We start from the raw sequence: 14,060 nt of genomic DNA, 5'->3' as shown, positions 1-14,060 counted from the left end.
TATGGACGGCTCACTCTTACAATCCGTTTTTGTGTTTCTGGCCGCGGCCTGTCTGCTGGTACCGATTTCCAAACTGTCAGGCCTGGGGTCCGTTATTGGCTATCTTATTGCCGGCGTTATTATCGGCCCATTTGTCCTCGGATTTATTTCTGAACCGGAAACAATTTTGCATTTCTCGGAATTTGGCGTCGTCATGATGCTGTTCCTCATAGGTCTTGAATTGCAACCCAAACATCTCTGGGAGATGCGGGGTAAACTTTTGGGTCTCGGCGGTCTGCAAGTCGGATTAACAACAGTTTTGGTCACCTTTGCAGCACTGGCATTGGGCCGCCCAACGGGTGAAGCCATCGTCATTGGTATGGCCTTGGCGCTGTCTTCCACAGCGATTGCCCTGCAAATTATGCAGGACCGGAAGATCATGAAAGACACGGTGGGGCGTTCCGGGTTTTCCGTGCTATTATTTCAAGATGTTATCGTCATTGCGATGATTGCGGCCCTGCCTTTTCTCGCAACCATGAGCGGATTTGAAGTCGTTGATGACGGTCACGGCAAAGATCATCACGGGCCACAGGGGCTCTGGCTCGCTGCGAGCATGTTTGCTGTTTTTGCCGGGATGATATTGGCAGGACGGTTTGTCTTAAGACCGCTTTTTAAACTCATCGCCAAAAGCCAAGTCCGAGAAACCTTTACAGCCATGGCGCTCTTATTGGTGATTGGGGCAGCCTTACTGATGGAGTGGCTCGGGCTTTCCGCCGCTTTGGGCGCTTTCATCGCCGGCGTAGTCTTGGCGGATTCTGATTACCGCCATCAGCTTGAGCGGGATATTGAACCTTTTAAAGCATTGTTGCTGGGCTTGTTTTTTATCTCTGTCGGTATGTCGCTTGATTTTAACGCCTTGGGGCAAAACCCGCTTGGAATTATGGGATTGGTCATTGGTCTTATGGCGCTGAAATTCGCTGTGTTGTTCATTATAGGAACGATTTTTAAGCTTGAAATGTCGGGCCGCCTGCTCTTTTCTACCTTACTCTGTCAGGCGGGGGAATTTGGCTTTGTGCTCTTTTCCTTTGCTTTGGTGCAAGGCGCCGTTAGGCCCGAAACAGCAACGGTTTTAAATGCGGTTATTGCTATCTCTATGGCGCTGACGCCGCTCTTGATCCTCGGCTATGATAAATTTGTGTTGCCGCGTTTTGGAACCGCCAAGAAAACTGGGGAGACCCCTGAAAACAACCATCATAAGGTTCTGGTCTTGGGCTTCGGCCGTGTGGGGCAAGTGGCTGCGCGACTCCTGCACACCCAAAAAATCGAGACGACGATTATCGACCTGGATGGTGAGCATATTGAGTTTGTCAGAAAATTTGGCCACCGTGTTTTTTATGGGGATGCCTCGGATATAGACTTGCTTCGAAAGGCCGGCGCACATGAGGCGGATGTTATCATCATCGCGATTGACGATACTGAAAAAGCGACCGAAGCGGCGCATGAAATTATGCAGCATTTCCCTCAGGCCAAAGTTATTGCGCGGGCCCGTAATCGGGGTCACCTCTTTGACCTGCTTGCCGAGGAGGTTGATTTTGCAGAACGCGAAACCATTCGCGGCGCACTTGCCATGGGGCAAAAGGCTTTGGAATATTTGGATTATGCGCCCGAAAAAGCGAAACGCTTAGCAGATGACTTTCTCGCATTTGATTTTAAAATGGCTCAAGAGGCTTTCGAGATGCGCGGCGATTTGGATGCCTTGGCAAGTCATGTACAAACGGGACATCAGCGGCTGATGGATACGCTTAATGCGGATGCCGCGCAATATGGCACTCAGGACTATTCGGAAGAGGACGAGGATGACGGCGTAGCCGCGCATCGTGAAGATTAAGCCGAGATAGAGACTGCGGCATTGCGCGTCTTGCACAGCGCTATGTGAGAGGCTTTAACGCCCACATGATCATATCGCCTTATAAAATGCTACTCTCCCCCGCAGGGCGGATGGGCCGTAAAGATTTTTGGATCGCTATGATCCTTTTCACCGCGCTTGTTATTTTGTTTAATTTCGGTTTGCAGCGCCTGGGGACAGATTCCACTCTAGCGTTTTTAATCTCATTACCATTTCCCTTTTTAGTCCTGCACATGACTTATTGTATTTATGGAAAACGCCTTCACGATATGGGCCGCAGCTTCTGGCCTTTGACCAGTATGATAGTAAGCCTAATACTCGTGGCTATCGTTGTTATGTTAGCTTTTGGAGGATCTGAATATGTTTCTGAATTTGCGCAATATGACCGTAAAGAAGATATAGATCCCGCTGTGCAGAATGAAATTATTGAGCGTTATCAAGCTGAAATGTCAAAGAGCCCTGCGACGGTCAGCAATGTAATGATGGGCATTATTGCTACCTTTACGTTATGGTGCGGGCTCTCAAAATCTGAGGCCAAGGATAATAAATATGGCCCGTTAATCGCGTAGCTTTATAGACGCTTTCTACAAAATTGACCGATTTCACTTGATTTTTATGTAAAACCCGTCACTCTCTTATCGTAAAACAACAAGAGGGAGAGCCACATGGGCAATTTACTATTTTCACCAAATGGACGGATCGGGCCGTCAGAGTTCACAAAAGGCATTATGATTATTGCAGTCATATCAGCCGTTATCAGTCTTTTACCCTTGGTCAGTATGAGCTTGGCTATGATCGGCGGATTGGTTTCGCTCATTTTGCTTATTCCATTTTTCATGCTCAATATTAAGCGGGCCCATGATGCCGGTAAATCAGGATGGATGTCTTTATTACATCTTCTGATTTACATCATACTCGCTGTAATCTTGAGTTTTGTCGTAGGTGCGGTTTTCGCAGGGTCTGTTGATCCCGAAGCTGTGCAAGCTGCAGCGGAAGAAGCCGCAGCAGCAGGTGATATCGCCGGCGTTATGAATGCAGCTGCGGGCGCAGCGAAAGCTCAGGCTATTCCAAGTGCGATTGGCGGTTTAGTTATAAGTTATATTTTTGCCATGGTCGTCAACATGATTAACAAAGCAGACGATCATGATAACCAATATGGTCCAGTTTAGAGCTAATTAAATTTATCTTTGAAAACCTGCTCTTGAAGCGGGTTTTTTTATGCGCTTATTTCCGTAGGGGCGAAGATTTTTTCGAAATTGGATTTAAGCGCTTTATCCAAATCATCCATCGAAACGGTCTTTCCCAAATCCTGCAAGCTTGTTACCCCGTGCTCTTGAATGCCGCAGGGTATTATGCCACCAAAATGAGAGAGGTCAGGATTAAGATTGATGCTTATGCCGTGAAAGCTCACCCATTTTTTCAAGCGTACACCAATGGCAGCAATCTTGGCTTCGCGGCCATCGGGCAGGACAACCCAGACGCCAACGCGTCCGCAGCGCCGTTCAGCTGTGACATCAAATTCCGCGAGCGTATCTATAATCCATTGCTCTAGTCCGCGGACAAAGGCGGCGACATCGCGTCCTCGTGTGCGCAGGTCGAGCATAACATAGCCCACGCGCTGCCCAGGGCCATGATAAGTATATTGTCCGCCGCGCCCGCTTTCAAAAACATCAAAGCGATCAGGCTCAACAAGATCGGTCTTTTTCGCGCTAGTGCCCGCAGAGTAAAGCGGGGGGTGCTCTAAAAGCCAAATCTGTTCTGCGGCGTCCTGCGCCGCAATTGCCTTAGCCCGGTTTTCCATATAGGCCGCCGCTTCGGGATAAGCTTCGAGAGCGTCAGAGATCCGCCACTCAACCCTATCAGACGCATATATTTTAGATGTCTTTGACATAGGTGTTATCTGCGCATTCATGGTGTTAAAATCAAGCTTATCAAAAATGCAAATTCACGCTTCACAAAGTCAGTTTTGATAGCTATAGACCGCGAACCTCAAGTGCGGCTGTGGCGGAATTGGTAGACGCGCAGCGTTGAGGTCGCTGTCCGGTAACACGGGTGGAAGTTCGAGTCTTCTCAGCCGCACCATTAGCTTATATTGATGACGGTGATCCGTCTCTAAGCGGTTGATACTATTAAGTTTAATGTTTCTCTTGAAATTTGGCATTGGGCCAAGTGGGTACAATTGTGAGTACAGTTTTCGGGTACAAACCGTAAGCCAAACTCGCATTGCTGAGAGGATCAAGCGCAATGCATGGCCGTCATATTAAAAAGCGTGGTCAAAGGTGGCATTATTATAGAAACCGCCCCAAGCAATATGAAGATGTGGAATCGCGTTCTGTCATCACGTTTTCGCTCAGAACGAATAATGTTTCAGAGGCAAAACTTAAAGCCGCCCAAATCTCCCAAGATTTGGAGAAACAATGGGAGGCAGCAAAGTCGAGAGGTGTATCACTCAAAAGCCAATCTGATGTTAAACAATACGCTGGCGTTATTGCTACTAACCAAGCGCACGGCTTTCGTACCGCTCAGGTAAATCAGTTATCAGAAGCTGATTTATTGAACCGCTTAAGGTTTTTAATATCCAGCCAAGTCACTCAAAATGAAGAAAAAGCTGTCTTAGGTTTGATTGAAAAACCTAAACTCTCAATGGGGCAGGCGTTCGAAAAGTTTTGGCAACATGTTGAAGATGAGTGGACAGGTCTTAGTCCAGATCAAAAACGCTGCAAAAGAAATGTCTATTTAAAATCGGTTCGACACTTTGAAGAGGCTGTTGGTTCTGTAGCACTTTACGAAATCACGAGAACTCATGCGATTGAATTTCGGGCTTGGTGGATGAAACGTAAAAAGGAAAATAGTTTGAAAAGTTGCACTGCCAATCGTGAGATAGACTCAATCAGGCGGTTAATTCGGGTGATTTATGACATTGATGGATATGAAGGAAAAAATCCATTTGATCGCGTCCGATTGAAGAAAGACGTGAAGGTACGTCGGTCTCCAATTTCAAGTGAAACTATAGAGCAAAAAATTCTAGCAGAGGGGAAACTTGACGGGCTACATACTGATTTCCAATTGTTGGTAAAACTTCTAATCAACACAGGTATGAGGCCCATTGAGGCCATTGGTCTTGAGCTTGCAGATTTTGTACTCGACCATGAAATTTCATATGTTCATGTTCGCCAAAACAGCGTTCGTGTTCTTAAAACTCCTCACTCGGAAAGACGTATTCCCCTGCTTGGGGTTTCTCTCGATGCCGCTAAAGAACTGAAACAACAAGGCGGTTGGGGCAAACGTTTGGGAAAGAACATGTATGCGACGACTATTATCAATAGACACTTTAGAGCGAACAATACTTTCAAAAAAGAGAAACAATCCTTTTATTCTTTGCGACACTGGTTCCAAGATCAATTGACCCAAAGAAATGTGATTGATCGCATCCAGTGCCAGCTTATGGGGCATAAGTTCAACCGCCCAACTTATGGCGACGGAGCCCCGTTAGAGATGCTGAGAGACATAATTGCAGAGTTCGCCTTATAGAACTTAAGTGGCCAAGCTTATAAGGCGATCTCTTGTGGATTGATTTGTCGTTTGCGCGGCTATGATCTTAATTAATCGCTGATGTATATGCAGCAAGAGCTGAGTTTCTCTAGCGTTAGCGCCTTGTAAAAGACGCCCCAAAAGCATTTCCATATCTTCAAACTCTTGGGGCGTCACATAGCTTACACTATGGCTAATGTTGGATGTGAGCGGCATTATAGCCCAAGATGAATATCTAGGTTAGCCAACCGAATTAACACACCATCTTTTTGGTACTCATAAGGCTTTAGCCAAACGTCCTTCAAATTATACCACTGACCATCACGATAAAGAGCGGACGGATGTTGCCCCAGGTGTCGCAGATAGAGTTTCTGGTTCATCCGTGACACGGATAAATGACGGTTCGATACTGATGCTGCACCCCGTCCTAAATTATTTCGTCCAAGATAAATGGACTGCCCGTCCTTTAAGCCAAAGCTATATTTCGTTCCGAGACTCGGAATACGAATTTTGAATATCATTGTTTCATTAGACGATGCCTGATTAGGTATTTGGATGTAGTCCTGACAGAAGGGACATCGAGTTTGCTTGTTCCCGCTGATAAATGCCTGTCCACAATTATGGATGTAGATCGTCTGTAGGCTTTGTCTAAACCCATGACGCCATTGCTGAGCGGTAGGACGGTTGATGGGATCAATATCAAAGGCTGCATCAAACAAAGCAGGTAGAATATCTCCCATTGCCTCTACTGGCGTCTCACCAGTTTGTATGGGCCGCACACGCTCAGGCCATTGTCCTGTCGTCATGACCTTGGCGAGCTCTTTCGGGTTTGCTGCCAAGCCGTCGCTAGGGTGACGGCGCAATAAGATCATGTTGAAGAGTACCGCATAGGCAAAACGATCACTCTCAATTGTGGGTGGATGACTGCGCAGCCTAATCTCTGGTGCCGTCATCATGGATTGCCCTGCCATAGTTGCTTTAGGAACTTTAGCTTCCAATGAAGCAAAGTTATCAAAATCAATTAGGCTGGCCGAACCATCATCCGAAACAATAACGTTGGAGGGAGCAATATCGCCATGAGCAATCCCCTGTTCCTCTAATATAGCCCATTGGCAGGTTATGTGATGGCAGAGTTCAACCAGTTCAGGAAAGCTGCGCGGTCGATCTGACTCAACGTCCTGACCTTTTGCGAACGGAGCAATATTCACTATCTGGCCGCTCTTCTCAGCCGTAGCAATTGGCCCCGCTAGATAGGGACTATGAGATGCCAGATTTAACTCGACTAGCTTACGGGCTCGAATATCGTTCTTACCCGCTTTAGCTTGCGACTTTATCACCAGCTCTATAGCAGAATTGCTATAGAGTTTCGCTTTCTGAGCAAAGCCTTGTCCGCCTTGCCCAAGTTTTGGATCAGTGATGACGGCACGTATCCCGTCAATAGTGACTTGCTTACCCATGACGCACCTCCATGGATGAAACAGGCATTGTGCCTACAGCCGTAGTTTCAGGTTCTAAGACTTCATGAAAATGAGCCAATATTAGTGTCATATTGTCGTGATGAAGATATGCGTTGGTGTCAGGGTCACGCGCCACTTCGATTTGCTCCAACAGTTTATCGGCAACAGGGACATCTGTCTTCGTTTTCAATATTTGGGCATAATCTGCACGGTGCGCAGCGAACTCTTCATAAGGCAGTAAATCGCTGGCTACATCACTCATAAGCATAAGCGTTGTGCCTTTTTCCAAGCGTATCGATCCTGTGCGCGCAGGAACAGCGCAACCTTGGCCGATATAGGCCGCAATAATATTACTAGGCTGTCCCTGAATATTATGTGGGGTCTGGATATGATTGACCATACCGTCAGGCCATACCGCCGAAAGTGTACCGTCGCCCAAAGTGGCATAGTGAAGCTTGTCGCCTTTCACATGGGCAATGATGGCTGTAGTAATGCCAGCAAGCTCATGTTCCTTTGCGAAGACTCTGGCGTCTTCAATAGCAATTTCGAGAGCGTCTGTCGGATCACCGCCTTCAGGATATATAGCCTGTAATATCGTTATGATATTTTGAACGGCGGTTTCAGCGGCTTCTTTCCCGCCATCAACACCTCCCGCGCCGTCGCAAACTACCATAAAGACTTCATCTTCACTGACGCGCCAAAAATCATAGGCGTCTTGGTTTTCTGTACGGACTTTACCCATGCGAGATGAGCCGTTTACGCGCCATTTGAGTTTCGGTGTTGGTGTGACTTGCTCTGCATTACCTTTAGGCACTTTACGACCTATAGAGTTAAGGCGGCGGCTTTTCTTAGGTTTCGGGTATGATGGTAGGATCATTTTGAACATCCTTGCTTGAAGGTAGAGAGAGGCGAGAGAGGTGCTTAAAAGACCGCTAAGAAGAGCCAGTTCCCATGACCATGCCGCGACATCCAACAAGGCATAGAGGGGCGCAATTTTTCCCTCTGTTTCGTGAGGGGAGGTATTGGCCCAAGCTTCTGGCGGTATAGCGAGAGTTAGTGCCAGTCCTGAGGCCAGCATAAGTGCGCGGTCTTTGAATCCCCGAAACATCTCGCGGCCCTTGATTAAGAGGCGCGCTCTCGGATCAAGCGCACGGTTTTGGCTGGCGAGGATTTTATCCAGTTCGGTATTTTGGACGGGATAACGTTTATTGACATCATGGCAGTCAAAGCCTGAACGCTTTACAGCCTCAATGTGAGATTTTGAAATTTTATATTTTTTAAGAGTCATAGCGTGTGTCCTTTCGTGTTCACACGCTTCAAAATTCACAGATTATACTTCAGGTCATTGGACGGACTACCGTCGAAATACGACGGTGAACCGTTCCTAGGGAGATCACTAGATCGAGAATAAGGAAAAGATGTCATCACAAACCAATGGAGAAAATCATGACATCTATATTTAATACCACACAGGCTACGGCCCCTCTTGCACAGCCTATTTCCAATTATGGTAATGAGCACACCCAAACGGCCCCTTTAGAAACAGAAGCGCTTGGCTCTGACTTCCCTGATTTGAAAGTCAGTAAGCCTCTGAAAATAGCCACTGGGATTTCATCCAATACAAAACAACATGTTGTTTTCGTAGCGGATACTTCATCATCAATGTCAGGCCATAAAATTGGCGAATTAAATATTGGACTAAACGCTTTGTATGGAGAACTTGCCGCTCCTCAAAACAAAGATGGTTTCATGGGGAGCCTCATTCAGTTTAGCTCTGGAGCAAAGCGCCTAATTTTTGCGGAGTCTTTCCTGACACTTACCGCCCCCACTTTGACTGTTGGTGGAGGCACAAATTTCGATAAGGCCCTTACGGAGACGATTAAAACGGTACAAGAGTTTGCCAGTCTTCCTAATACGGATGGATGGCAATATATGCGTCCCCAAGTACTGTTCTTGTCAGATGGGCATTCTGCTGTATCCAGTCAGAACATTCAATTATTGCAAGAATACGCTGATGTAACGGCCATTGCTTATGGCGCAGATGCCAACTCTGGTACGCTTTCGAAAATCGCGTCGGATGGCCGTGTTCATGTTATTGGTACAAACGGGGGCGAATTGCGCAAGTTCCTCGCCGATGTTGGTCAAACATTGAGCCAACATTTAAGTTCAGCCCGATAATTATTGTTTGTATCAAAAATTTAGGGCTACCGACGGTTAACCGTCGGTAGCTTTCTAATGCCTTTCGAAATAACTTAACTTGAACACGGGAACACAGGAGCATGAAATGAGTAAGCCAGACCTGATTGATTTAATGAAAATTGAAGAAATGAACGACGAGCTTAAGAGACTTAAAAACTCTTGTGACCCTCTTGATAAGAAAAAAACTGAAGAGCTGAAACTTTTGTTGAAGCCCCATGATGCATCACACAAACAGTCAATTGATTTTCGGTCTATGCTAGTCACGCTTTTCTATTCGGGCGCATATGGTCAGTCCGTTACACGAAGAGAGGATATTGCAAAGTTGATATACGTTGAACAGTCTCCAACTCCTCGCCCATACACGAATACGTTGCATACATCTAAAAGAACGGACTCAAATAAAAAAGGTAAGAATAGAATCGGGAATATATATGATAAAGAACGAAAAATTTCCGAAGTAGAAGGGCGGCATTTTCATTATTATTTTGCGAAGCTTTATGGTTCAGACTGGGGAAGGGTCATTTCTTGGAAGGATTTAGTTACCAAGAATTTCTCTGCCAATTATAATAAAGCTCTTAGAGCAGGTTTGAAAATTAGAGCCTCGATACCGAGTATTCACGCTATTCAATCTTTGTTCGAAGAACACAATCACAAACATACGACCTTAGAGGCGCAATTGGTTGCTAAGAGCACAAAAAGAGCCGCATATGATTCCGCAGAACCCATGCCTGAATATTTCTACCCCGCTGATATGTGGCCGACACTTAAGCCTGATAATTTATTCGTATTGGATTACGTTAGGATAAATTCCGAAAAGAAAAATGTTTTCTTATTTGAAAGCTATGATCAAAAAGTAGCGGAAATTTCAAAAAATTCGGAAGATCATTATGCACTGTATCCTTTCAACAATATTGTCACTGATGAGGTCGAGATCGAGTTAACTCCAAGGAAAGGGCCGACATTTAAAATTTCTACGCTTCGCGGACGATTTCATTTTCATGTTATCGAATATCCATTAGGCTGGGACTTCCAAGATAAATTTGGAGTCGATCCAAATAAAAAGAAATGGTCAATGGAAGAATCAAATGAATTTTTAAACTCATTTGGTAATGTGATTTTGACTGAGCTTGATAAAATTACGTTATCAACATTTTCTTACAGAGTTGATTTCTGAAAATGAAGGTTGTCAAAACTTATAAATTCGACAGCCTCTCAAATTCTGCTGAAAGATTGTTTTGATGGCATTAGGCAAAGTTATTGTCTCCAAACTTGCTTTCAAGGTTTTCAAATGTCGGTAGAGCGGTTGATTTCGTATTCAGGTAAGCCCCGACTTCTCCAACGCGCGTCATATTTAGATGACCGTTTTGTAGCAATCCGAGTTTTCCCCAACTTAGGTCACCGCGCCCAGTATTGTCATTTGTCTTAGCATCTCCATCAATGTGTGTAGCCTGTAGACGCCATTTAAAGCTCTGTAGATCACTTTCGCTTGGGAACTCGGATGAAAGTACCGTTCCAACCCCCATAAAGGCTCCATAGAGTTGTTCAGCTCTGGCGGCTTGCTCTGCATCCAATCGGATTTCACTATACCCCTGAGCGGCTAAATCAGACTTTCCAAATATCTCACGAGTTGCGCCTTGAAAATCCCGTTCGGCAAGAACGCCTCCAACCATCGCGGCTTTAATTAGGCGGTTGAGGAAAGCGGGATCATCATCGAGGCTATAGGGAACACTAAGCGTTCTGCCGCCAACTTCAGCCTTTGCAACAAACTCTTTAGGATGTTTCAGATCAGGGTAAACCGTGTAATCACCAAGCGGCATTCCATTCTTTTCAGTGAAATGTTCAACCCTATTGGTTTTCGGATTTACGAATTGACCTGTTTCTCGCGCCATTTCAGAGGCGGCAATTAAGTCTGTGCTGTTTCTTATTACGCCAAGCCCTTGCACATGAAGTTTAGTCTTAGTGGCTTCAGAGAGATTATCAGACGCATCAACTTTGATTAAAAGGTCAGCGAAGGTTGTCGCATTGTCACCACCATTAAAATTCAGATCAATCGTCGCAACTAAGCTCTGAAAGACTTTGGCTTCCTTAGGGTCTTCGACTAAACCCTCCATGCGATCCAAAGATAGTGATACACCTTCTAGCCAAGAGATTTGTTCAGCCTTAACATCTGCAGACAAATCAGTTTCGGACAGTTTTTCTTTGAGTAAGCTTTGAGCAAAAGCCAGTTGATCGCGCCCCGTTTTACCTTGAGACGCAAGCTCTATTTCATGCCTTAAACCTTTAATCACTGTGTCAAGCTGCTCTCCTTCAGATTCTTTCTGTTCGATGGTTTCAGCGTTTGCAGTCCGTCGATCTGATTTAGCGGTAATTTCAGCTTGGTTAAGACAATCATCCAGCTCGAATTCTGCTTCAAACTCATCTTCTAAAAGTGACGGGTTTTCTTTTAAGGCTTTGCTCAGAATGCTAAGCGCAATCGGTAAATGCTCAGGGCTTTTACAATTGACCGCTAAATACTCAACGGATGTTTGAGGAATATCAGAAAATTGGGCAGTAACGTCATTGTTCAGGCTAACTCGCTCCTGCGTTGTTACAAGAGACAACCCATCCATTTGTTCTTTGGCAGAAACATCTGAAGTAACTATAGGTTCGTGAGCGCTTTCAGAAAAACTCATGATTTCTGCTTATTATACCAGAGATCACACTATTTTGCCAATTTATGCTAACCTACCGAATAGGGTCTTCACTAAAGGCTTCATCACGAACTTCACTTAACACCTTAACTATTGTGCGCTTGTTCTCATTATCAGCCTCTTTCTGATCAATGGTTTCAGAATCTTGCTCCAGACCTCTGTCTAACGCCGTGATTTCAGCTTGGCGCATAGCTTTAAGCTCGGTGTAGCAAGCCCGCTTCACATCCTTTTGCACCTCTGTTTCGCTAGAGAGTGCTCGACATCGAGCTTTCACTTGGTCAGCCGTTTCAACAACAGCCGCTACTTTTTGAATTTCAGCTTTCGAATTATCTTCGGCATTTGCTTCATTGCATCCAGCCAGAGCTAGACCTGCCGCAACCGCGATGACGCCTTGTCGAAGTTTTCCCATGATTAAAGGGTTAAGTACCATTGACGCTACCTATTTTGGAGTTTCTGTCAAATTTGAGATTAAGTGGCTCAAAGTATTGAACCCGTTCCGCACAGTCTCTCGCCGTATCTTGAGCTAAGTCCACATAGTGAATGGTGCTCTGTAGATTGGAGTGTCCAAGAAGCTTCTGAACAACGGCGTAGTCGTAATTTGCCATTTCCAAAATGGCTCTTACCCGCGTCTTGCGGAGTGTTTTGCTTGAATAACGCTTGGGGTCTAATCCAATCGCTTCGACCCAGCCTTTGATCAATAGCCTAAGCATTATATCACTGATAGGAGCATTGTGACTTCCTCGGCGGCGCAACCTAGTGAATAGATAATCAGATTCCAATTTTTCTGAAGTATCGATCCAGTGCTGTACGGCTTGTTGCGTTGGGCGCGTCAGATAGATTTCTACTGATCGCTTTGTTTTAGTTTGCGTAAGATGGAATTGAGCTTGGACGCGACCATTGGGGTCAGCAACGTCGCGCACCCGGAGTTTGAGCAAGTCGCTCACTCGTAATAGGCTGTCTATACCAAGCATGAAAAGCGCGAGATCGCGCCAACGGCTTTGCCGCATCAGCATTTTTTGAATTTCTACGGTTTCATCTTTGGACAGCGCAAGTTTTTTTCCAGCATTAACCGGATGCTCGGATTTCAGAGACAACTCACTGTCACTTTTAACAGAAGCAGAAGCTATAAGGCCCTTAGAATACGGCTTTTCGGTGTTTATGGCTGTGATGTTAGGGAGAAATTAGTGTCGCTAGATTGCATTGACACAACGGAGTCTACTTCGGTTTTTGTTAAAAGCAATACTATCACTTTGCTGTAAAGCGCTAGCAGAGATATGAACAGTAACCGCTTTGTTATAGACTTTAACCCCGCATGTCTGATGATTGGCGGGATCGAAAAGTAACAGTAAAAGTAGCCCGTCAAATTTTAGGAATTTCAGGGAAGCCATATTCTGACAAACAGCTAAAAAAGATTATTCATAGCTTATATCAAATGGCTGAATTTTTCATTCGCAGCTGATTGAAGAAAATTGAAAACACTTGAACCTATTCTCTGTTTAACGGTGAATTTAGTTTTTCTCCAAATCGACTTTGATACTGTGCGCGCCCTCTCTGAGTTTCAGGTTCGCCTACTGATTTACGCAACTCCGGCATTCGTTCGAGTGCTATAAGTGCCAATTCGACAGTGCGGGAAAGCGGTTTGTCAGAATTTTCCCAGGAACTTATTGTGCCCCTGGACTTTATTCCAAGTTCAATTTGTAATTTTTTCTGACTATAGCCATTACGCTCTCGCCATTCAGTGAGGTCAGAGCCAATCATCTCTTTGAAAACCTATATTTCCAGAATGTTGTCGTTTTTCGAACGATTTTTAGCCCAAACCCCTTAATGGTATTCGTTGTAACGGTTTCAACGCCAGTCACTTCATAACCTAAATCAGTCAAATGTTCTGAAATTTGAACGTCTGATTTTCGGACACTTTTACCCAGTTCACTCATAATTTGCTCCTTTACGCCAATATTCGGCGATATTAGAAGCACAATGGTTAATGTTGGTTAAATTTATCTGAATACTAAGTATAGCTTTCATTAACATGAAAATCAAGATGACTTATTCTTTGAATAGCAACTGATAAGCTGGGGGTATGACTATTTCTGTATGTATCTTGACGGTGACAACACTTTTGATTGGCTTAAAAATGCTCATTATATCAAGCACCTAATACTAGCTTAGAACTTACGCCAAATATTTCTTCACGACTTTAAAAAGCCAACCCCAACCGGAAACAATACATTTGATCTTGAAAGGAAGGAAGGCGACGAAGCACAATACAGATAAAATTATAGTAATTTGCGGCAAATA

At 44.9% G+C, this 14,060-nt stretch carries 14 protein-coding genes and 1 tRNA gene; 7 read left to right on the top strand and 8 right to left on the bottom strand.

All coding sequences use genetic code 11. The features are described 5' to 3' along the window. The first annotated feature begins 1 nt into the window (after position 1). From F569_RS16625 to F569_RS16615, 3 genes are all read left to right on the top strand, one after another. A complete protein-coding gene (locus F569_RS16625) occupies positions 2-1,867 on the top strand; it encodes a monovalent cation:proton antiporter-2 (CPA2) family protein (protein WP_051279348.1) in 1,866 nt (621 codons plus the stop codon). Positions 1,868-1,932: 65 nt separating this feature from the next. Beyond that, positions 1,933-2,454, top strand: coding sequence for a DUF805 domain-containing protein (locus F569_RS16620; protein ID WP_034387237.1), 522 nt, complete (start codon positions 1,933-1,935; stop codon positions 2,452-2,454). Positions 2,455-2,550: 96 nt separating this feature from the next. Continuing rightward, positions 2,551-3,054 (top strand): DUF805 domain-containing protein, encoded by a 504-nt coding sequence (locus F569_RS16615; RefSeq protein ID WP_034387235.1) that lies wholly within the window; start codon positions 2,551-2,553, stop codon positions 3,052-3,054. Positions 3,055-3,101: 47 nt separating this feature from the next. On the opposite strand, the gene lipB is transcribed toward F569_RS16615, so the two are convergent. Next, positions 3,102-3,776, bottom strand: coding sequence for a lipoyl(octanoyl) transferase LipB (gene lipB / locus F569_RS0105415; protein WP_034387792.1), 675 nt, complete (start codon positions 3,774-3,776; stop codon positions 3,102-3,104). 104 nt (positions 3,777-3,880) lie between these two features. On the opposite strand from lipB, the gene F569_RS0105410 reads away from it, so the two are divergent. Both F569_RS0105410 and F569_RS0105405 read left to right on the top strand, forming a co-directional pair. After that, positions 3,881-3,967 (top strand) — tRNA-Leu (locus F569_RS0105410). A 162-nt stretch (positions 3,968-4,129) separates the two neighbouring features. Further along, positions 4,130-5,416 (top strand): site-specific integrase, encoded by a 1,287-nt coding sequence (locus F569_RS0105405; RefSeq protein WP_026941375.1) that lies wholly within the window; start codon positions 4,130-4,132, stop codon positions 5,414-5,416. Positions 5,417-5,631: 215 nt separating this feature from the next. Here F569_RS0105405 and F569_RS0105395 read toward each other — a convergent pair whose 3' ends face one another. After that, the gene (locus tag F569_RS0105395) at positions 5,632-6,873 is read right to left on the bottom strand and encodes a protein kinase domain-containing protein (protein WP_026941373.1); all 1,242 of its coding nucleotides are present in this window, start codon (positions 6,871-6,873) and stop codon (positions 5,632-5,634) included. Continuing rightward, positions 6,866-8,161, bottom strand: a complete 1,296-nt coding sequence (locus F569_RS0105390) for a PP2C family protein-serine/threonine phosphatase (RefSeq protein ID WP_026941372.1) — start codon at positions 8,159-8,161, stop codon at positions 6,866-6,868. Before F569_RS0105390 ends, F569_RS0105395 begins: the two co-directional genes overlap by 8 nt. Before the next feature lie 158 nt (positions 8,162-8,319). Here F569_RS0105390 and F569_RS0105385 point away from each other — a divergent pair, with 158 nt between their 5' ends. Both F569_RS0105385 and F569_RS0105380 read left to right on the top strand, forming a co-directional pair. After that, a complete protein-coding gene (locus F569_RS0105385) occupies positions 8,320-9,051 on the top strand; it encodes a vWA domain-containing protein (protein WP_162143744.1) in 732 nt (243 codons plus the stop codon). A gap of 106 nt (positions 9,052-9,157) precedes the next feature. Next, positions 9,158-10,246, top strand: coding sequence for a hypothetical protein (locus tag F569_RS0105380; RefSeq protein ID WP_026941370.1), 1,089 nt, complete (start codon positions 9,158-9,160; stop codon positions 10,244-10,246). 70 nt (positions 10,247-10,316) lie between these two features. On the opposite strand, the gene F569_RS0105375 is transcribed toward F569_RS0105380, so the two are convergent. The 5 genes from F569_RS0105375 to F569_RS0105350 all read right to left on the bottom strand — a co-directional run bounded on the left by F569_RS0105375 (position 10,317) and on the right by F569_RS0105350 (position 13,696). Next, a complete protein-coding gene (locus tag F569_RS0105375; RefSeq protein ID WP_026941369.1) occupies positions 10,317-11,744 on the bottom strand; it encodes a hypothetical protein in 1,428 nt (475 codons plus the stop codon). 52 nt (positions 11,745-11,796) lie between these two features. Further along, entirely contained in the window at positions 11,797-12,192 is a 396-nt protein-coding gene (locus tag F569_RS0105370) for a hypothetical protein (RefSeq protein WP_026941368.1), read from the bottom strand. Further along, on the bottom strand, positions 12,182-12,856 hold the full coding sequence (locus F569_RS16610; RefSeq protein ID WP_051279347.1) for a tyrosine-type recombinase/integrase: 675 nt from the start codon (positions 12,854-12,856) through the stop codon (positions 12,182-12,184). Before F569_RS16610 ends, F569_RS0105370 begins: the two co-directional genes overlap by 11 nt. A 391-nt stretch (positions 12,857-13,247) precedes the next feature. Beyond that, positions 13,248-13,520 carry a helix-turn-helix domain-containing protein gene (locus F569_RS20050; protein ID WP_026941367.1) on the bottom strand — a complete coding sequence of 91 codons (273 nt, stop codon included), beginning with the start codon at positions 13,518-13,520 and terminating at the stop codon, positions 13,248-13,250. After that, positions 13,517-13,696 (bottom strand): hypothetical protein, encoded by a 180-nt coding sequence (locus F569_RS0105350; protein WP_026941366.1) that lies wholly within the window; start codon positions 13,694-13,696, stop codon positions 13,517-13,519. Before F569_RS0105350 ends, F569_RS20050 begins: the two co-directional genes overlap by 4 nt. Positions 13,697-14,060 lie beyond the last annotated feature (364 nt).

The organism is Hellea balneolensis DSM 19091, from assembly GCF_000428525.1.
Taxonomy (GTDB): Bacteria; Pseudomonadota; Alphaproteobacteria; order Caulobacterales; family Maricaulaceae; genus Hellea; species Hellea balneolensis.
Note: the sequence above shows the minus strand (reverse complement) of the source record. Positions and strands in the feature narration are given on the sequence as shown.

Bases quoted from the DNA above. Each gene is read 5' to 3' on its own strand.
- F569_RS16625 (WP_051279348.1), top strand. From the start codon at position 2: ATGGACGGCTCACTCTTACAATCCGTTTTTGTGTTTCTGGCCGCGGCC.
- F569_RS16620 (WP_034387237.1), top strand. From the start codon at position 1,933: ATGATCATATCGCCTTATAAAATGCTACTCTCCCCCGCAGGGCGGATG.
- F569_RS16615 (WP_034387235.1), top strand. From the start codon at position 2,551: ATGGGCAATTTACTATTTTCACCAAATGGACGGATCGGGCCGTCAGAG.
- lipB (WP_034387792.1), bottom strand. From the start codon at position 3,776: ATGTCAAAGACATCTAAAATATATGCGTCTGATAGGGTTGAGTGGCGG.
- F569_RS0105405 (WP_026941375.1), top strand. From the start codon at position 4,130: ATGCATGGCCGTCATATTAAAAAGCGTGGTCAAAGGTGGCATTATTAT.
- F569_RS0105395 (WP_026941373.1), bottom strand. From the start codon at position 6,873: ATGGGTAAGCAAGTCACTATTGACGGGATACGTGCCGTCATCACTGAT.
- F569_RS0105390 (WP_026941372.1), bottom strand. From the start codon at position 8,161: ATGACTCTTAAAAAATATAAAATTTCAAAATCTCACATTGAGGCTGTA.
- F569_RS0105385 (WP_162143744.1), top strand. From the start codon at position 8,320: ATGACATCTATATTTAATACCACACAGGCTACGGCCCCTCTTGCACAG.
- F569_RS0105380 (WP_026941370.1), top strand. From the start codon at position 9,158: ATGAGTAAGCCAGACCTGATTGATTTAATGAAAATTGAAGAAATGAAC.
- F569_RS0105375 (WP_026941369.1), bottom strand. From the start codon at position 11,744: ATGAGTTTTTCTGAAAGCGCTCACGAACCTATAGTTACTTCAGATGTT.
- F569_RS0105370 (WP_026941368.1), bottom strand. From the start codon at position 12,192: ATGGTACTTAACCCTTTAATCATGGGAAAACTTCGACAAGGCGTCATC.
- F569_RS20050 (WP_026941367.1), bottom strand. From the start codon at position 13,520: ATGATTGGCTCTGACCTCACTGAATGGCGAGAGCGTAATGGCTATAGT.
- F569_RS0105350 (WP_026941366.1), bottom strand. From the start codon at position 13,696: ATGAGTGAACTGGGTAAAAGTGTCCGAAAATCAGACGTTCAAATTTCA.